The sequence below is a fragment of the Pseudomonas lalkuanensis genome (assembly GCF_008807375.1).
Classification (GTDB): Bacteria; Pseudomonadota; Gammaproteobacteria; order Pseudomonadales; family Pseudomonadaceae; genus Metapseudomonas; species Metapseudomonas lalkuanensis.
On sequence record NZ_CP043311.1, the window covers coordinates 1,569,434 to 1,587,890 of the forward strand.

At 64.1% G+C, this 18,457-nt stretch carries 18 protein-coding genes; 6 read left to right on the plus strand and 12 right to left on the minus strand.

Translation table 11 applies throughout. The annotated features are described in order from the left end of the window. Positions 1 to 7: 7 nt before the first annotated feature. Complete coding sequence (locus FXN65_RS07500; protein ID WP_151132457.1) at positions 8 to 1,783, minus strand: copper resistance system multicopper oxidase; 1,776 nt, start codon at positions 1,781 to 1,783, stop codon at positions 8 to 10. A 218-nt stretch (positions 1,784 to 2,001) separates the two neighbouring features. Between FXN65_RS07500 and FXN65_RS07505 the strand changes: the two genes are divergently transcribed. Beyond that, positions 2,002 to 3,507, plus strand: a complete 1,506-nt coding sequence (locus FXN65_RS07505) for a DUF3300 domain-containing protein (protein WP_151132458.1) — start codon at positions 2,002 to 2,004, stop codon at positions 3,505 to 3,507. A gap of 13 nt (positions 3,508 to 3,520) precedes the next feature. Further along, on the plus strand, positions 3,521 to 4,417 hold the full coding sequence (locus FXN65_RS07510) for a DUF2950 domain-containing protein (protein WP_151132459.1): 897 nt from the start codon (positions 3,521 to 3,523) through the stop codon (positions 4,415 to 4,417). Between the two features lie 81 nt (positions 4,418 to 4,498). Here FXN65_RS07510 and FXN65_RS07515 read toward each other — a convergent pair whose 3' ends face one another. Further along, the gene (locus FXN65_RS07515) at positions 4,499 to 5,155 is read right to left on the minus strand and encodes a hypothetical protein (RefSeq protein ID WP_151132460.1); all 657 of its coding nucleotides are present in this window, start codon (positions 5,153 to 5,155) and stop codon (positions 4,499 to 4,501) included. A gap of 626 nt (positions 5,156 to 5,781) precedes the next feature. On the opposite strand from FXN65_RS07515, the gene FXN65_RS07520 reads away from it, so the two are divergent. After that, entirely contained in the window at positions 5,782 to 6,210 is a 429-nt protein-coding gene (locus FXN65_RS07520; RefSeq protein WP_151132461.1) for a hypothetical protein, read from the plus strand. 12 nt (positions 6,211 to 6,222) lie between these two features. On the opposite strand, the gene FXN65_RS07525 is transcribed toward FXN65_RS07520, so the two are convergent. Beyond that, a complete protein-coding gene (locus tag FXN65_RS07525; RefSeq protein WP_151132462.1) occupies positions 6,223 to 6,510 on the minus strand; it encodes a hypothetical protein in 288 nt (95 codons plus the stop codon). A gap of 565 nt (positions 6,511 to 7,075) precedes the next feature. On the opposite strand from FXN65_RS07525, the gene FXN65_RS07530 reads away from it, so the two are divergent. Next, entirely contained in the window at positions 7,076 to 7,447 is a 372-nt protein-coding gene (locus FXN65_RS07530) for a hypothetical protein (RefSeq protein ID WP_151132463.1), read from the plus strand. Between the two features lie 90 nt (positions 7,448 to 7,537). On the opposite strand, the gene FXN65_RS07535 is transcribed toward FXN65_RS07530, so the two are convergent. From FXN65_RS07535 to FXN65_RS07545, 3 genes are all read right to left on the minus strand, one after another. After that, positions 7,538 to 7,750: a DUF4287 domain-containing protein gene (locus FXN65_RS07535; RefSeq protein WP_151132464.1), complete on the minus strand. Its 213-nt coding sequence runs from the start codon at positions 7,748 to 7,750 to the stop codon at positions 7,538 to 7,540. Between the two features lie 154 nt (positions 7,751 to 7,904). Continuing rightward, positions 7,905 to 8,186, minus strand: a complete 282-nt coding sequence (locus FXN65_RS07540) for a peptidylprolyl isomerase (protein WP_151132465.1) — start codon at positions 8,184 to 8,186, stop codon at positions 7,905 to 7,907. A gap of 260 nt (positions 8,187 to 8,446) precedes the next feature. Beyond that, positions 8,447 to 9,340 carry a LysR substrate-binding domain-containing protein gene (locus FXN65_RS07545; RefSeq protein WP_151132466.1) on the minus strand — a complete coding sequence of 298 codons (894 nt, stop codon included), beginning with the start codon at positions 9,338 to 9,340 and terminating at the stop codon, positions 8,447 to 8,449. Between the two features lie 150 nt (positions 9,341 to 9,490). Here FXN65_RS07545 and FXN65_RS07550 point away from each other — a divergent pair, with 150 nt between their 5' ends. Next, entirely contained in the window at positions 9,491 to 10,954 is a 1,464-nt protein-coding gene (locus tag FXN65_RS07550) for an aldehyde dehydrogenase family protein (protein ID WP_151132467.1), read from the plus strand. A 175-nt stretch (positions 10,955 to 11,129) separates the two neighbouring features. After that, positions 11,130 to 11,912, plus strand: a complete 783-nt coding sequence (locus tag FXN65_RS07555) for an SDR family oxidoreductase (RefSeq protein WP_151132468.1) — start codon at positions 11,130 to 11,132, stop codon at positions 11,910 to 11,912. 32 nt (positions 11,913 to 11,944) lie between these two features. Here the strand turns inward: FXN65_RS07555 and FXN65_RS07560 are convergent, their stop codons facing one another. The 6 genes from FXN65_RS07560 to livH form a co-directional block, all read right to left on the minus strand. Continuing rightward, entirely contained in the window at positions 11,945 to 13,558 is a 1,614-nt protein-coding gene (locus tag FXN65_RS07560; protein ID WP_151132469.1) for an FMN-binding glutamate synthase family protein, read from the minus strand. Between the two features lie 233 nt (positions 13,559 to 13,791). Next, entirely contained in the window at positions 13,792 to 14,316 is a 525-nt protein-coding gene (locus tag FXN65_RS07565) for a phage infection protein (RefSeq protein ID WP_151132470.1), read from the minus strand. A 402-nt stretch (positions 14,317 to 14,718) separates the two neighbouring features. Continuing rightward, positions 14,719 to 15,420 carry an ABC transporter ATP-binding protein gene (locus FXN65_RS07570; RefSeq protein WP_077526359.1) on the minus strand — a complete coding sequence of 234 codons (702 nt, stop codon included), beginning with the start codon at positions 15,418 to 15,420 and terminating at the stop codon, positions 14,719 to 14,721. A 3-nt stretch (positions 15,421 to 15,423) separates the two neighbouring features. Next, positions 15,424 to 16,191 (minus strand): high-affinity branched-chain amino acid ABC transporter ATP-binding protein LivG, encoded by a 768-nt coding sequence (gene livG, locus FXN65_RS07575; RefSeq protein WP_151132471.1) that lies wholly within the window; start codon positions 16,189 to 16,191, stop codon positions 15,424 to 15,426. Then, the gene (locus tag FXN65_RS07580; RefSeq protein WP_151132472.1) at positions 16,188 to 17,444 is read right to left on the minus strand and encodes a high-affinity branched-chain amino acid ABC transporter permease LivM; all 1,257 of its coding nucleotides are present in this window, start codon (positions 17,442 to 17,444) and stop codon (positions 16,188 to 16,190) included. Before FXN65_RS07580 ends, livG begins: the two co-directional genes overlap by 4 nt. Continuing rightward, the gene (gene livH, locus FXN65_RS07585) at positions 17,441 to 18,364 is read right to left on the minus strand and encodes a high-affinity branched-chain amino acid ABC transporter permease LivH (protein WP_151132473.1); all 924 of its coding nucleotides are present in this window, start codon (positions 18,362 to 18,364) and stop codon (positions 17,441 to 17,443) included. Before livH ends, FXN65_RS07580 begins: the two co-directional genes overlap by 4 nt. Positions 18,365 to 18,457 lie beyond the last annotated feature (93 nt).

The following is an 18,457-nucleotide window of genomic DNA, read 5'->3' on the forward strand; positions in this document are numbered from 1 at the left end:
ATCTCCTTCATTCGACCACACGGACTTCACGGAACATGCCCATGTCCATGTGGAACAGCAGGTGGCAGTGATAGGCCCAGCGCCCAAGGGCGTCGGCCGTGACTCGGTAGCTGCGGCGGGTGCCGGGTGGCATGTCGATGGTGTGCTTGCGCACCAGGAAGTTGCCCGACTCGTCCTCCAGGTCGCTCCACAGGCCGTGGAGGTGGATGGGGTGGGTCATCATGGTGTCGTTCACCAGGGTGATGCGCAGCCGCTCGCCGTACTTGAGCAGCAGCGGTTCGGCATCGGCGAAGGGGATGCCGTCGAACGACCAGGAGAAGCGCTCCATGTGCCCGGTCAGGTGCAGCTCGATGGTGCGGGCCGGTTCGCGGCCGTCCGGATCGGGGAAGGTACTGCGCAAGTCGGCGTAGGTCAGTACGCGGCGGCCGTTCTCGCGCAGGCCGATGCCGGGGTCGGCCAGCTTCGGTGCGGGCGTCATGGTCTGCATGTCCACCAGCGGGTTGTTGGATTCCGATGCCGGATGGGACTGCATCTGGCCGCCCATCCGGGAATGATCCATCCCCGCCATGTTGGAATGGTCCATCCCGGCCATCTGGGAATGATCCATCCCGGCCATCTGGGAGTGATCCATGCCCGCCGTGTCGCCATGCCCCATGCTGCCGTGATCCATACCCATGTCGGACATGCTGATCAGCGGGCGCGGGTCCGGCTGCGGTACCGGGGCGCTCAGGCCTTCGCGCACGGCCAGGGTGCCGCGTGCGTAGCCGGAACGGTCCATGGACTGGGCGAAGATGGTGTACGCCTCGTCGCTGGCGGGCTCCACCAGCACGTCGTAGGTCTCGGCCACGGCGATGCGGAACTCATCGACACTCACCGGCTCGATCGGCTGGCCGTCGGAGGCGATCACGGTCATTTTCAGGCCGGGGATGCGCACGTCGAAGTAGGTCATGGCCGAGCCGTTGATGAAGCGCAGGCGGATCTTCTCTCCCGGCTGGAACAGACCGGTCCAGTTGCCGTTCGGCGCCTGGCCGTTGAGCAGGTAGGTGTAGGTGGCGCCGCTCACGTCCGCGAGGTCGGTGGGGCTCATCTTCATTTCCGCCCACATCTTGCGGTCGGCCATTGCGGCGGCCCAGCCGTCCTTGCCGACGTCATCGATGAAGTCGCCGACGGTGCGCTTGTGCTGGTTGTAGTAGTCCGACTGCTTCTTCAGCTTGGCCATCACGCGGGCCGGGTTCTCGTCGGTCCAGTCGCTCAGCATCACCACGTAATCGCGCTGGTACTGGTAAGGCTCAGGATCCTTCGGGTCGATCACGATGGGGCCGTACACGCCCACTTGCTCCTGCAGGCCGGAATGGCTGTGGTACCAGTAGGTGCCGTGCTGCTTCACCTGGAAGCGGTACTCGTACATGCCGTCCGGGGCGATGCCGGCGAAGCTGAAGCCCGGCACGCCGTCCATGTTGGCCGGCAGGATCATGCCGTGCCAGTGGATGGAGGTGTCTTCGTCCAGCCGGTTACGCACCCGCAGGGTCACGGTGTCGCCTTCGCGCCAGCGCAGCAGCGGGCCGGGGAGGGTGCCGTTGATGGTCTTGGCGATTCGCGCCTTGCCGGTGAGGTTCACCGGCGTCTCGCCGATGAACAGGTCGAACTCGGTGCCGCTGAGCACCGCGGGCTGGCCGGGGCTGGTCACCGCCCAGACGGGGGTTTTCCATAGCCCGAGGCCACCGAGTATGCCGCCGGCGGCCAGGCCCTTGACGAAGGTCCGCCGCGAGGATTTGCACTGCATGCCGTTTCAATCCAGTCAGTCGAAAGAGGCACCGCGCCATCTGTTGCTGCGCGGTTCGAGTGCAAAACTGCCACATCGGAAATCGTGAGGTGATTACATTTCTGTCAGCTTGGCAGGGCTCGGTGGCGGCCCTTGGGCTATCGTTTCCCAACGGCAGCGGTAGGGCGCAATCCCTTGCCCGGTTCAAGGACAACCACCCTTATTGCGGGAGTCGCACCATGCCCATCCGCAAACGATTCAGTGTTGCGTTGCTTGCCTTGCTGGCCAGTAGCCCGCTTTATGCCGCCACGGATGCTGGCATCTCGGCGGCCGAAGATGACACCCCCACTGCCGGTGTTTCCGCCGTTCCGGCGGAGCCCCCCGCGCCGGCTCCCCAGGCTGCGGCGCCGGCCGTCCAGCCCGCAGCCACCCAGGCGGTGTTCAGTGTCGAAGAACTCGACCAGATGATGGCGCCCATCGCCCTCTACCCGGATTCCCTGCTGGCCCAGGTGCTGATGGCCGCGACCTATCCGGGCAACGTGGCCGACGCGGTCGCCTGGTCCAGGGCCCATCCGGATGCCAAGGGCGATGACGCCGTGAAGCAGGTGGCGGACCAGTCCTGGGACCCCAGCGTGCAATCGCTGGTGGCCTTTCCGCAGGTACTCGCCACCCTCGGCCAGGACCCGGCCTGGGTGCAGCGCGTGGGGGATGCCTTCCTGGCCCAGCCCAATGACGTGATGGACTCGGTCCAGCGCCTGCGCCGCCAGGCCCAGGCCGCCGGCAACCTGGAGTCCAACGAACAGCAGAAGGTCACCGTGCAGGCAGCTCCGCCAGCCAGCTCCACCACCACCGTGGTGCAGCCGGCCGCGAGCAACCAGACCATCGTCATCGAGCCCGCCAACCCGCAGGTGGTCTACGTGCCGAGCTACAACCCGACCGTGGTCTACGGCACCTGGTCCTACCCGTCCTATCCGCCCCCCTACTATCCGCCGCCGCCCAGTTATGGCTACCCGATTGCCACCGGCCTGGCTGCAGGCCTGGCCTTCGGCGTTGGCGTGGGCATCGTCAACTCACTCTGGGGCGACTGCGACTGGGGCGGTGGCGATGTCGACATCGACGTCAACAAGTACAACAACATCAACACCAACCGGCAGATCAACCGTAACCAGAACAAGTTCGTCCACAACCCCATCAACCGCCAGGGCGTGCCCTACCGCGACAACATCAACCGCCAGCAGAACGGCCTGCGCCTGTCCGGTGGCGAGCAGCGCGAGTCCCTGCGCGGCTATGACGCGCAACGCACTGCGCAGCGCCAGCAGGCCCGTCAGAGCTTGCAGCAGCGCGGCATAGAGGCCCCGGCCCGGACCAACCAGCAGGCCCGTGAACGTGCCCAGGCCGCCACCCGCGACATCCGCAATGACCCGCAGGCGCGCCAGCGGGCCGAAGGCACCTTGCAGCAGCGTCAGCGCACCGATGCCAACCGCCAGCAGCGCCCGCGTGCGCAGAACAACCAGCAAGTGCGGCAGCAGGCCCGGCAGCAGTATTCCTCTTCACGGCAGCAGGGCCCGCGCAACAACGCCTTCGACGGCGCACGCCAGCCGAACCAGAGCCGAATGGCGTCGAGCCGGGGCGAGGCCAGCCGCCAATCCCTCTCGCGCCCGCACCAGGCTTCCGGACGGCAGGTACAACGGCCCGCCAACATGCCGTCTCGCGGGGGCGCCCGTGGTGGCGCTCGCGGGCGCTGACAGGAGAGTGGACATGAACGTCGCATCCCGATTCATCGCCCTGGTAGTGCTGGTAACCGCTGCGGTGGGTGCCGGCGCCAACGAGCGCTTCAAGACCCCGGAAGCCGCCGCCGAAGCCTTCGTTGCCGCCCTCGGCACCGAGAAGGCCGACGCCGACAAGCTCGCCGCGCTACTCGGCGCCGACTGGCAGGAGTACATCCCGACCAAGGGAATCGAGCGCAAGGACGTGGACGCCTTCATCGCCCATTACAAGGAAAAACACGTCATCCAGACCGCCACCAAGGGCCGCGCCCATATCGTCGTCGGCAACGACCCCTGGACCCTGCCCATCCCCATCGTCCAGGGCAAGGAAGGCTGGAGCTTCGACGCCAAGGCCGGCGGTGAGGAGATTCGCCAGCGCCGCATCGGCCGCAACGAGCTGTCTGCCATCCAGGCCGCCGAGGCCTATCACGATGCGCAGATGGACTACGCCGAAGTCGACCGCAACGGTGACGGCATACTCGAGTACGCGCAGAAGTTCATCAGCAGTGATGGCCAGCACGACGGCCTCTACTGGCCGGACGAGGACGGCACCGATGAAAGTCCCCTCGGCCCGTTGTTCGGCGGCCAGACCCAGGGTGACGATTGGCACGGCTACCACTTCCGCATCCTCACTGCACAGGGGCCTTCGGCGCCGGGCGGCACCTACGACTACATGCTGGGCAAGGCCATGAGCCGGGGCTTCGCCCTGGTCGCCTGGCCCGCCCATTACGGGGATAGCGGGGTGATGAGCTTCATGATCAGCCACGAAGGCCAGATCTTCCAGAAGGACCTCGGCCCCGACAGCGAAAAGATCGCCAAGGCCATGAAGCGCTTCGACCCTGACAGCAGCTGGGACGAAATCCAGACGCAGAGCACGCCGGGGGCCTGATCGCGCAAACGAAAAAGCCGCAGGGCGCCATGGGCACCCTGCGGCTTTTGTATAAGGTCGGGCGTCCTTGCCCGCCTACGCTTAGCAGGACGCGAGCGCAGGATTCAGACGGGCGGGAGCCTTGGCTTCGGCCCGGTTGGCGGCCCACTTCACCAGCAGGCTCATTGCCACGAAGCCGAGGCAGATGAGTACCGGGTAGGCAACCATGATTTCAGTCAGAGAGTACTTCCAGCTCAGCGGACGGGCGATACCCAGCATCGCGCCATAGAACCAGGACACCCCGGAAACGACACCCGAGAACAGCGCGAGGCTACGGGCATTGAGGTCAAGCTTGAGCAGGCTGCCGGCCTTGTCCATCGCAGGCATCACCACGCTGTGCAGTACCCAGCCGTTGAGGGTCAGCAGCGCGACGACCAGGATCTTGGCCTGCAGTTTCGGGTTGAGGAAGTACATCGCACCCTTCTGCGAGTAATCCAGCGCCAGGATGCCGATACCGGTCACCCAGAGGGCCGCCAGTGCAATCAGCACGGTCTGCTTCAGCATATGCAGGTGTTCCTTGTCGGCCTCGGTCGAATCGCGGCCCTGGAACAACTGCTTGATCATGGCGACATCACTGGTCAGCACCAGGCCGATGGCCACGCAGCAAGCGATGAGGTGGGCGTATACGACACCCATCCGGGTCAACTCCATGGTTACCGGTTGCTGAAGCGCGGAAGCAACAAGATGAAAAAGCTCCATGGTTTACCTCTTTCTAACAATTAAGGCGCTGTACTGATGCAACAGCGGCATTGAAATTATGGATTTGAGTGTTCGCCGTTCAGTGCGAACCAAGGCCCTGTTCGGGAGATGCGACATCCAGCTCAGACGTACATCCACCCTTGGCCTTTTTTCGGGACGAAAAATCCCCTGCACATGAACTCATGCACTGTGGAGTCGTTCCGGATTTAGTTGGAAAACTCAGTCGCGCTATCAGTGGTGTTGATAGCAGGTCGCGTCCTGATCGCCGGGGCATGATAATCGCGAGATCTGGTTTTTGCTCAAAAAGTGATCAAAATGCCGACCGGCGGCAGCGTCAGTGACGGTTATAACGGCCCCACAAAAGTGATGAGTCGCCTCTAAACCGGTGGTTTCCGATAGCCTTGCAGTCCTTGTGGGCAATTCGGAATCTTGATGATCGGTAGGTGGCAAATCAGTCATGAAATGGCCTAAGGGCCATTGTTGTCGGTGGGGGTTGCTCGGAGCGGTTGAGCGAAGCGATGCCCGTCGATACGAGGCCGAATGGCTATCCATATCTGCGGTTTTCCGCCGCATTGCTCCCTTCTCGGTGCACCGCCAACATCAGGTTTCGATTCTGGAGGCTCGCTATGGAAAGCAATGGTTGGTTGCTGTTGGCCGCTTCGGGCACGTTCCTCGCCGCTGCGCTGCACGTCGCTTGCATCTTTTTCGGTCCCGTCTGGTACGACGCCATGGGGGCTGGCGAACGGATCGTCCGCTGGTCGCGCGAGGGCCATTGGAAGCCAACGCTGATTACCAGCGCGATCACCTTCATGCTCGTGATCTGGGCACTGTACGCACTGGCCGGCGCAGGCATTCTCCCCACCGTGCCGGCCACGCGCTTCGTATTGTCCGCGATCACCGCCATCCTGCTGTTGCGCGGGATGGCAGGCTTTGCCCTTGCCCGGTTCAGGCCCGGCTACAACGGCGCCCGCTTCTGGATCGCCAGTTCGGCGGCCTGCCTGGTGCTCGGCGGTCTGTACCTGGTCGGTACCCTTCAGGCCTGGCCCCGGCTGTAGGTGCACGCTGGCTCACGTCAACGCCTCCCTGTCGCACAGATTCATCGCCCGCTCATGCGCGGTCTCGTAGAGCGACCGCGCATCCCCCAGCAGCAAACCCACCGCAAAGGACAGCCGCGCCGCTTCGCGCTGCACGAAGTCCGAACTCTCGGCCTGCTCCACGAGTTGCAGCAAATCGATCACGGCGGTCATGCGCTGCTGGGCCGTTTCAAATAGCTGGGCGGGGTCGGCGCTGGCGTTGAAGAACATCACATCGTTGTAGGGCTGGGAGGGTGAAGTGAAGGCCCTGAAGTCAGGCATGGCGCACCTCAGGGATGGAGGCGGAGAAGGGAGGAGGGTTGGAAGTGGCGCGCAGGGGCGCGGGGGTAAAAGGCGGGAAGTTGCTATCCATGGCAAGCACCTTGGTTGGGCTTTCTTTTCCTGCCAGCAACCTTCCTACGGGGTGGTGGCAGGGCCGTGCAAGGGTAGGAACCCCGACAACCAAGATCCGGGCAGGCCCCAGGAGGCCTCCTCACACGGCCCGCCATAGATGTGCAGGACAGCATCAACGCTGATCCAGCAGCCATGTCGCTACCGCGTCTTGGTTAGGTTCCGGGTTCCTACGCCCGGGTCACGGGATTGACCGTGACGGGGCGGACTCTAGCCAGCGCGCTTGTAGGCGCTCAAGGCTAAAGACTCGTAGGAATTTTCTCTGTAGGAATGCGGGGTTGGAGTACAGAAAGGGCTGTAGGAAAGGGCCTTCGCCGTACGTCGCCATAGCCCCTTCCGCCGACGTAAGGCGGCTGCAGAATCGGGGCGGAGTTGGTCAAAAACTATACTGAAAGTGCGGGGGTGAAACTGGGGGGATCATTCAGGAGGGCCCGCCATGCGCATCCTCAAACTACTCGTCATCCTCGTCGTCTGCCTCGCCGGCGGACAAGCCCTGGCGCAGCAACCCTGGACGACTACCAGCAGCTCCGGCGAAACCCTGCTTGCATGGAACGGCGGCGGACATGGTGGCGGACGCCACAGCGGTTATCGCCACGGCTATGGCTACAAGCACCACAAGCACTTCAACCACCATCGTGGATACTACGGACCTCGCGTCATCTACGCTCCGCGTTACTACGGCTATGGCGGTTACTACGTGCCTCCGCAGCCGTATTACTACCCGCGCTACGGCAGCCCGCGGGTCGTGATCCAGTACTACGACCCGAGGCTGGGAATATTCATAGGGTCGGATCTGGGAGGGTATTGAGCACGTACTCGAACAGCTGGCCGGTACTCGCCGGCCAGCAGGGGTGCGATGTTCCCGTAAGGCGCGGAAACGCCCTGGCTCGTTTCGGACCTACTGCGCAGACGCCAGAAAGTGCGCCACCAGCGCATTGGCATGACCATGACCCATGCCGTGCTCGGTCTTGAGCCAGGCCACCATCTCCATGTGCTTCTTGCCGCTGAGCGTTCCCAGCAGATTCAGCCAGTGGGCGATCGGTTGTCCGTATCTTTTCTCGATGGAGGGGAAGTACGAGGCGGGTCCCTTTACCTGGCTATCTTCGGGCATGGTGAAGCTCCTTCGGGGGTTACAAGCCGCAATTACCTTAGCTCAGGATGGAGCCTGGCGCCGGCATATGGCAGGAGGGACTTCCGGTGTCCAGGAGACGGGGTAAAGCGGGGGAATAGCAGGCGCCGCCGGGCGGCGGCGCCGTGGGGAAGCATCAGTCCTGACGGCTGGTGACTTCCAGCAGGTGATAACCGAACTGGGTTTTCACCGGGCCTTGCACCACGTTCAGCGGCGCGCTGAAGACGACGGTGTCGAACTCCTTGACCATCTGGCCGCGGCCGAAGGAGCCGAGGTTGCCGCCATCGCGGCTGGAGGGGCAGGTGGAATGCTGCTTGGCGATTTCGGCGAAGTCGGCGCCGGCTTCGATGGCGGCCTTCAGTTCGTTGCACTTGGCTTCGCTGGAAACCAGGATGTGGCGGGCGGTAGCGCGTGCCATGGTGGGTACTCCTCTTTCGTTGAGGCGCCAGAGACTAGCGGAATTGACGGGTGAATCAAGGTGCTTGGTCGCCGCTTTCGTGGACCGGTTAGCGAATGAACATCCACGTTAGTTGCGCTAGCCCCTTCCTCCGAGTCTGTGCCGCAGGGTGCGCTTTGCGCACCGACTCCGGTATCGGCTTCCGTGCCCCGTCGAACTGCTGGTGAGCTCGGCGCACCCAACCGCCACCCAACAGGGAAGCGCGGTCATGCCGCAGAGAGTTATGCCCGGGCGGTTTTGGAATGTGCCTCGGCGACGAGCCAGTCGCTGAACTCGCGCAATTGCGGACTAGGCGCGGTGCGCTCGGGATAGACCACGAAATAGGCGCCGCCGGTGGGCACCTTGAAGTCGAAGGGCGCCACGAGGTTGCCATTGGCCAGGTCGTCTCCGATGAGCGACCAGTCCCCCAGCGCCACGCCGGCGCCCTGGGCGGCGACGGAAAGGGCCAGGTCCATGGTGTCGAAGTGGTGCCCGCCACTCAGGGCACCGGGTGTGTGGCCGGCGGCGAGCAGCCAGGTTTCCCAGTCGTGCTTGTCCCGTGCCGGGTGCAGCAGCACGTGGTGCTCCAGTTCTGCGGGAGTGGACAGCGGCGCTGACCGTTCCAGGTAGTGCCGGGTACAAACCGGAGTGAGCTGTTCGTTGAACAGGTGATGGGCGGTGACGTTCCCGCCTGGCGCGGTGCCGTAGATGATCGCCGCATCGAACTGGTCGCGGCGGAAATCCACGCCGTAGGCGATGGTGGTGGTCAGCTCTACCGGCACGTCGGGGCGCTCGGCCTGCCATTTCATCAGGCGTGGCAGCAGCCAGCGCATCGCACAGGTGGGGGCCTTGAGCTGCAGGGCCTTGCGCTTGGCGCCGACTTCTTCGACGGCTTCATCGATCAGGGCGAAGACCTGCTGGATGCGCGGGTAGAGGTCGCGGCCCTGTTCGGTCAGCGCCAACCCCCGCGCCTGACGCAGGAACAGTGGATAGCCGAGGTGGCTTTCCAGCCCGGCGATCTGTCGGCTGACGGCACCCTGGGTGATGTGCAGCGTTTCAGCTGCGCGGGTGAAATTGCAGCACTGGGCGGTGATCAGGAAGGTGTGCAGGGCGGGCAGGGGAGGCAGGCGTTTCATCTTCTTAGCCATGACTTGTAAGCATGGCTAGTATGACGATTTTTGCCTTGTCAGTCTTGCCGCAGAGCGGCTCAATGGGCGCCACTTGTGGCTCTCCGGCACCTTGTACAGGGAGCTGCCACCCTCATCCTCGTCCAAGGAGCCAATACAATGTCGAATACCCTCCCGACCTTCCCCGAGACCCTGGCCGGTGTGTATATCAATGGCCAGTGGCTGCCCGGCGGTACCGAACTGGATGTGGTGAACCCTTCCACTGAAGAACGCCTGGCCACCATCGGTAGCGGCGATACCGCCAGCGTCGACCAGGCCGTGCAGGCCGCCAGCGCCGCATTCCCGGCCTGGTCCCGCAGCAGCGGTGCCGAGCGTGGCGCGGTACTGCGCCGCATTGCCGAAGGCGTGCGCCAGCGCCGTGAAACCCTGATCCAGCTGCAGTCGCTGAACAATGGCAAACCGCTGTTCGAAGCGGCCATCGACGTCGATGACGTGATCGGCACCTTCGAGTACTACGCCGGTCTGGCCGAAGGTCTGGACGCCCAGCAGGACCGTCCGGTGGAACTTCCCACCGAGGACTTCGCTGCCCGTCTGCGCCGCGAGCCGGTTGGCGTGGTAGGCCTGATCGTGCCGTGGAACTTCCCCATGGTAACCACCGCCTGGAAACTGGCCCCGGCTCTGGCTGCAGGCTGCGCCGTGGTGCTCAAGCCTTCCGAAGTGACGCCGCTGCCGGAGCTGGAGCTGGCGCGCATCATCGCCGAGTCCGGCCTGCCGGCCGGCGTGCTCAACGTGGTCTGCGGTACCGGCCTGGCGGTGGGCGCGCCGCTGTCGACCCACCGGAAGGTGGCCAAGGTGTCCTTCACCGGCAGCAACGCCGTGGGTGTGCAGGTGATGCAGCGCGCGGCGGAAACCGTGAAGGGCATCAGCCTGGAGCTGGGCGGCAAGTCCTCTCTGCTGGTGCTGGAAAAGGCGGACCTGGACCTGGCCGTCGAACTGGCCTGCGGTGGCGCCTTCTTCAACGCCGGGCAGATGTGTTCCGCGACCAGCCGCGTTCTGGTGGCCGAACCGCTGGCCGCGGACTTCCTGACGCGGGTACAGGCCCGTGCCGAGGCCATCCAGGTGGGTGATCCCTTCAGTGAAGGCGTGGAAATGGGTGCCCTGGTGAACAAGGCGCAGTACCAGCGCGTGCGTGGCCATATCGAGCGCGGTGTTGCGGCTGGCGCGCGTCTGGTGTGCGGTGGTGAACGCCCGTCGGAGTTGGCGCGCGGTTACTTCCTCAAGCCCACTGTGTTCACCGATGTGCCGAAGGACAGCGCCCTGTGGAACGAGGAAATCTTCGGCCCGGTGCTCTGCGTACGCAGCTTCGCCTCCGAGGAAGACGCCATCGAACTGGCCAACGACAGCGAGTTCGGCCTGGTGGCCAGCGTGGTCAGCACTGACCTGGAAGCGGCCGAGCGCGTCGCCAATTCCCTGCAGGCCGGCATGGTGTGGATCAACTCGCCGCAAGTGATCTTCCCGCAGACCGCCTGGGGTGGTTACAAGCAGAGCAGCATCGGCCGTGAACTCGGCCCGTGGGGTCTGGCTTCCTTCCAGGAGCTGAAGCACGTGGTGCGCGCGGTCTGATCGCGGCGAAGCGATTTTCTTGTGGGGGCGAATTCATTCGCTTGGGGCGGCGCAGCCTCCCTGGCCTTGTAGCGATTGAAATCGCCCCCCCCACAGGTTCAGTCGTGCCCGCCCATTGGCCGCTGCTATCCGTAGGCGCACACTGGCGGGTGAACCTGGAAATGGAGTGCTGATCATGGACCTTCAACTTGAAAACCGCAGTGCCCTGGTGTGCGGCGGCAGCTCCGGGTTGGGCTTCGGCGTCGCCGAGGCCCTGGCCAGGGAGGGCGTACGGGTCTGCCTGCTGGCGCGTAACCTGTCGAAGCTGGAGCTGGCGGTGGAACGCATCCGCAAGGAAGGCGGCGAGGCCCAGGCAGTGGCCGTGGACCTCAACGACCTGGGGGCTCTGGAGATGGCCATCGAGCAGGTGGTGGCGGCCATCGGCACGCCGGACATCCTGGTCGCCAACAATGGCGGCCCGCCGCCGATCAACGCTGTGGATTTCGACCCGCAGCTCTGGCACCGACAGCTGGACGCCATGCTGCTGAGCTCGATGGCCCTGGTGAATGCCTTCCTCCCGAGCATGCGTCAGCGGCGCTTCGGCCGCATCCTGATGATTTCGTCCACCAGCGTGGTGGAGCCGATTCCCGGCCTGGTGCTCTCCAGCGCGCTACGTGCGGCCTTGGCCAACTGGGCCAAGACGCTTTCAGCCGAAGTGGCCGCCGATGGCGTGACGGTCAATACCCTGATGCCCGGCTCCTTCTGGACCGAACGCACTGAAACCCTGACGTTGCGCGCCGCCGAACGCAGCGGCATGCCGGTGGCGAGCCTGATGGCCAAGGAGCAGGCGGCGATTCCGGTGGGGCGCTATGGTGCGACCGAGGAGTTCGGCGCGGTGGCGGCCTTCCTGGCCAGCCCGCTTGCCAGCTATGTCACCGGGGCGCTGGTTCCGGTGGATGGTGGCGTTCTGAAGGGTTGAATCGCGATGGGCCGCGAAGCGGCCCCAGGGATTCACCAGGCGCAGGACGGCTCGAAGCTGTCGGCCCGCGCCATTGCCCACATGCGTTCGTAGAAGTCCGCCTCGATCTTGTCCTTGAGCAGGTCCCCCGGCTTGAGGAAGACGTGGATCTGCGAGAACAAGCGAATTTCCTTGTCCGAAACACGCCGCACCAGATGGCGGGGTTCGAGCTGGTTGGGGTGCTCCAGTCCGGCGGCGGCGAGCATTTCGGCCAGGGCCTTCAGCGTGTTGCGGTGGAACATCTGCACCCGCTGGGCCTTGTCCGGCACCACCAGGGCGCGCTGGCGCAGCTTGTCCTGGGTGGCGACGCCGGTAGGGCATTTGTTCGTGTGGCAGCTCTGCGACTGGATGCAGCCAATGGCGAACATGAAGCCCCGCGCCGAGTTGGCCCAGTCGGCACCGATGGCCAGCACACTGGCGATGTCGAAGGCGCTGATGATCTTGCCGCTGGCGCCCAGTTTGATCTTGTCCCGCAGGTTCAACCCCACCAGGGTGTTGTGCACGAACAGCAGCCCCTCGCGCAGTGGCACGCCGATATGGTCGGTGAATTCCAGTGGGGCTGCGCCGGTGCCGCCTTCCTTGCCATCGATCACGATGAAGTCGGGAAGGATGCCGGTTTCCAGCATGGCCTTGGCGATGCCCATGAACTCCCAGGGATGACCCAGGCAGAACTTGAAGCCGACCGGCTTGCCACCGGACAGCTCTCGCAACTTCGCGATGAACTGCATCATTTCTATGGGGGTGGAGAAGGCGCTGTGGCGGGAGGGCGAGACGCAGTCCTCGCCCATGGGCACGCCGCGGGTGAGGGAGATTTCCTCGGTGACCTTGTGCTTGGGCAGGATGCCGCCGTGGCCGGGCTTGGCGCCCTGGCTCAGCTTGATTTCGATCATCCGTACCTGCGGGCTGCGCGCCTGGGTGGCGAAGCGTTCCGGGTCGAACTGGCCGTCGCTGGTGCGGCAGCCGAAGTAGCCGCTGCCCAGTTCCCAGACCAGGTCGCCGCCGTTTTCGCGGTGGTAGGGGCTGATGCTGCCTTCGCCGGTGTCGTGGTAGAAGTTGCCGAGCTTGGCACCACGGTTGAGCGCGCGGATGGCGTTGGCGCTGAGAGAGCCGAAGCTCATGGCCGACACGTTGAACACCGAGGCCGAGTAAGGCTGGGTGCATTGCGGCCCGCCGACTACCACGCGGAAGCTGGTGGGGTCGCTGAGCGGCGCCGGGCGCATGGAATGGCCGATGAATTCGTAGCCGGACTTGTACACGTCGATCAGGGTGCCGAAGGGTTTGTCGCCCCCTTCGTTCTTGGCCCGTGCATAGACCAGCGAACGCTGGGCGCGGGAGAAGGGCAGGCGGTCGTCATCGGCTTCCAGCAGGTACTGGCGGATCTCCGGGCGGATGCCTTCGACCAGGTAGCGGATGTTGCCGAGGATGGGGTAGTTGCGTCGCACGGCATGGCGCGACTGCAGCAGGTCGAACACCCCCAGCACGCTGAGCGCGAGACCCAGCAGGGTGAGCGGCCAGACCCAGTCGTGGCCGGTGAAGGGCAGGCTGAAGAGGGTGAACAGCACGCAGAAGGCGAAGAAGGCGTAACGGCTCAGCAGCGAAAGGCTCATGCGGACTCCTTGTTTGCAGGTACCGGCACAGCGTAGTGCGAATGCGCGGGAATTGCCTTGCCGGGGCTCAAGGACGGGGTGGGAAACGATGTGGGTGGATCAATGGTCAGGGATGCGGTGCCTCTTGTGTTGGGCTTCGCTGCGCTCAGACCAACCAGTCGCGAATGGATTCGCTCCCACAAGCAAGAAGCCCGGCATCTGCCGGGCTTCGAGGGGTTGAAGCGAGTTTTTGATCAGCTTACGCGCTGGGCTTGGACCAGGCGGTCGGAACCGCCTTCAGCGATACGGTTGGCGCCAGTGCGGTCGGAACCACCTTCGGCGATGCGGTTGACGCCGGTACGGTCGGAACCGCCTTCAGCGATACGGTTGGCGCCAGTGCGGTCGGAACCACCTTCGGCGATGCGGTTGGCGCCGGTACGGTCGGAACCGCCTTCGGCGATGCGGTTGGCGCCAGTGCGGTCGGAACCGCCTTCGGCGATACGGTTGGCGCCGGTACGGTCGGAACCGCCTTCGGCGATGCGGTTGGCGCCGGTACGGTCGGAACCGCCTTCGGCGATGCGGTTGGCGCCGGTACGGTCGGAACCGCCTTCGGCGATGCGGTTGGCGCCAGTGCGGTCGGAACCATCTTCGGCAACGCGATCCAGCACCATGTAGCCTTCAGCGACTACCGGGTCGATGGTCTGGGAGGAGGACGGCAGAGCGAAAACAGAGCTGCTCAGGGTAGCGATGAACAGTGCGGCGATGGCTTGAGTTTTCATGGTCTGGGCTCCTCGAAGGGGTGCTGGAAACTGAGTACGGAGCCCATCTTACGGATGGGGGGATGATTAAAAAGTGATCATGTCCGATAGAGACCATCAACGCCGTTAATGGTTGGTCTAATCCTTTTACATCAATGGGTTGTGTTGTTTTATCCAGCGGTGGGTGGCCGAACCAGACTCCGCAGGTGGACCGGAAAGGCGTGGTCCACCCTACGAAAGCAGCCCAATGTGGGGAGCCGGAAGGAAAAAGTTCTGCAGGGTGGAAATCGCTTTGCATTTTCACCGCTCGTGCCGAGCCTGGCTCAGATGGTGGACCGATGGAGTGTGCTCCACCCTACAAATGCTTGAGTGCCGGAAAAAGAAAACGGCCCGCGAGGGGCCGTTTCTTTGGAGCGGGGCGCGTCAGCCGCCGAGGTAGGCGTCGCGGACCTTGGGGTCGTTGAGCAGGTCGTCGCCGCTGCCCTGCATGACGATGCGTCCGTTCTCCAGCACGTAGCCACGGTCGGCCAGCTTGAGCGCCTGGTTGGCGTTCTGCTCCACCAGGAAGACGGTCACGCCATCCTTACGCAGCTGTTCGATGATGTCGAAGATCTGCTGGATGATGATGGGCGCAAGACCCAGGGACGGCTCGTCGAGCAGCAGCAGCTTGGGCTTGCTCATCAGCGCGCGGCCGATGGCGAGCATCTGCTGTTCGCCGCCGGACATGGTGCCGGCGCGCTGCTCGAAACGCTCCTTCAGGCGCGGGAACAGGTGCAGCACCTTGTCCATTTGCTCCTGGTAGTCGCCCTTTTCAGTGAAGAAACCGCCCATGGCCAGGTTCTCTTCGACGGTCAGGCGAGCGAACACGCGGCGGCCTTCCGGCACGACGGCGATGCTCTTGCGCATGATGTCGTAGGACTCCTGCCCAACCAGCTCCTCGCCTTCATAGCGGATGCTGCCGCTGGCCGCGCGCGGCGAGCCGCAGAGGGTCATCAGCAGGGTCGACTTGCCGGCGCCGTTGGCACCGATCAGGGTGACGATCTCGCCTTTCTTCACATCCATGCTGACGCCGTGCAGCGCCTGGATCTTGCCGTAGAAGGTGGAAACCTTGTCGAAAGTAAGCATGGCTCAGGCCTCCCCCAGATAGGCTTTGATCACGTCGGGGTTGTTGCGGATCTGCTCCGGCGTGCCGTCGGCCAGGGGGGTACCCTGGTTGATCACGTAGATGTGGTCGGAAATGCTCATCACCAGCTTCATGTCGTGCTCGATCAGCAGCACGGTCACGTTGTGCTCGTTACGCAGCATGGCGATCAGCGCCTTGAGATCGTCGGTCTCACGGGGGTTGAGGCCGGCGGCCGGCTCGTCGAGCATCAGGATGCGCGGACGGGTCATCATGCAGCGGGCGATTTCCAGGCGGCGCTGCTGACCGTAGGCCAGGGTGCCGGCCGGACGGTTGGCGACTTCGGTCAGGTTGACCTTTTCCAGCCAGTGGGCGGCGTAGTCCATGGCCTCGCGTTCGCTCTTGCGGAAGCCCGGGGTCTTCAGCAGGCCGGCGAGGAAGTTGGTGTTGAGGTGGCGGTGCTGGGCGACCAGCAGGTTCTCCACCGCCGTCATTTCCTTGAACAGGCGGACGTTCTGGAAGGTCCGCACCACGCCCTTGCGAGCGATCTTGTGGCCCGGCAGGGCTTCGATCTGCTCGCCATCCAGGCGGATGCTGCCGGAGGTCGGCTGGTAGAAGCCGGTCAGGCAGTTGAACACGGTGGTCTTGCCGGCGCCGTTCGGGCCGATCATGGATACGACTTGTTTTTCCTGAACGGTCAGACCCACCCCGTTGACGGCCAGGAGGCCGCCGAAGCGCATGGTGAGACCGCTTACTTCGAGAATCGCGCGGCTCATTGTTTCAGCTCCAGGTGGGGACGTTGCATCGGCAGCAGGCCTTGCGGGCGCCAGATCATCATCAGCACCATCAGGGCGCCGAACATCAGCATCCGGTACTCGCTGAACTCACGCATGAGTTCGGGCAGCAGGATCATCACGACGGCCGCGAGGATCACACCCAACTGGGAACCCAGGCCACCCAGCACGACAATGGCGAGGATGGTCGCCGACTCGATGAAGGTGAAGGACTCGGGCGTCACCAGGCCCTGGCGTGCGGCGAAGAAGCTGCCGGCAAAGCCCGCGAAGCAGGCGCCCAGGGTGAAAGCGGAGAGTTTGATGATGGTGGGGTTCAGACCCAGTGCACGGCAGGCGATCTCGTCTTCACGCAGGGCTTCCCAGGCGCGACCGAGCGGCATGCGCAGCAGGCGGTTGATCACGAACAGGGCCAGCAGGGCCAGCAGCAGGGCGACCAGGTAAAGGAAGATCACCTTGTTCACCGAGTTGTAGGCAATCCCGAAGTACTCGTGGAAGGTCTGCAGGCCTTCTTCTGCACGGCGCTCGAAGGACAGGCCGAAGAAGGTCGGCTTGTCGATGTTGCTGATGCCGTTCGGGCCGCCGGTGAGCCAGGTCAGGTTGCGCAGCAGGATGCGGATGATCTCGCCGAAGCCCAGGGTCACGATGGCCAGGTAGTCACCGCGCAGGCGCAGTACCGGGAAGCCGAGGATGAAGCCGAAGAAGGCCGCCATCAGGCCGGCGATCGGCAGGCACACCCAGAAGCCCAGGCCGTAGTAGTGCGAGAGCAGCGCGTAGCTGTAGGCGCCGACGGCGTAGAAGCCGACGTAGCCCAGGTCCAGCAGGCCCGCCAGGCCGACCACGATGTTCAGGCCAAGGCCGAGCAGTACGTAGATCAGGATCAGGGTGGCGATGTCCACTGCGCCGCGGGAGCCGAAGAACGGCCATACCAGGGCGACCACGATCAGGCCGAGGATGACCCAGCGCTGGGTGGAGGGCAGGGTGAGGAAGTTCGCGGTGCCCTTCGACATGCCCGGCAGCTTGGGCGCGGAGGCCCAGGCGCCCTGCACCTTGTCGCGCATCATCTGCCAGATGAACATGGCCACGGCGCACGCCGCGATGGCCAGCAGGGTCGGGGTATTGGCGCCGGTGACCACCAGGCCCACGCCGACGACGCTGAGTTTCAGGCCGAGGACGGGGTAGGCGACGGCCAGCACCAGGAGGGCGCTGAAGAACGCCGTTTTGAGTCGAGTATTCATACCTTCTCCACCTCCGGACGGCCAAGGATGCCGGTCGGCCGGAACAACAGGACCAGAACCAGCAGGCTGAAGGCCACGACGTCCTTGTACTGGTCGCCGAAGATGTCGGCGCCGAAGGCCTCGGCTACACCCAGCACCAGGCCGCCGAGCATGGCGCCCGGAATGCTGCCGATGCCGCCGAGTACCGCTGCGGTGAAGGCCTTGATACCGGCGAGGAAGCCGATATGCGGGTTGATCACGCCGTATTGCATGCCCAGCAGCACCGCGGCCACGGCGGCCAGGGTGGCGCCGATGACGAAGGTCAGGGCGATGATGTTGTTGGTATTGATGCCCAGCAGGTTGGCCATCCTGATGTCTTCGGCGCAGGCGCGGCAGGCACGGCCCAGGCGCGAACGGGAGATGAACAGGGTGAGGCCGTACATGACCAGGAAGGTGACCACGAAGATCAGGATCTGCATGTAGGAGATCACCACGCCATTCATGGTGCTCTCGCCAAGTACGAAGTTGCCCGGAATCAGGTTGGGGATCGCCTTGTCCTTGGAGTCCTGGGTCAGCAGTACTTCGTTCTGCAGGAAGATCGACATGCCGATCGCGGAGATCAGCGGGATCAGGCGGTTGCTGCCGCGAAGGGGGCGGTAGGCGACCCGTTCGATGCTGTAACCGTAAGCGCTCGCAACGATGATGCTCGCGGCGAAGGCCGCGACGATGACGATTGGAAGGCTTTCCAGACCGAGCATGGTGAGCCCGGCAATCACGATGAAGGCTACGTACGAGCCGATCATGTAGACCTCGCCGTGGGCGAAGTTGATCATGCCGATGATGCCGTAGACCATGGTGTAGCCGATGGCGATCAGGGCATAAGTGCTGCCAACGGTGAGACCGTTAACCAGCTGTTGCAGATAGTGGTAGAGATCAGGCATTCCCTAACTCCTCGGGCATCACGAAAAGCGGCGCTTGTGGCGCAGCGGAGCCCGTAAAACACGGATAAACAAAGCCCACTGCCTAAGCAGTGG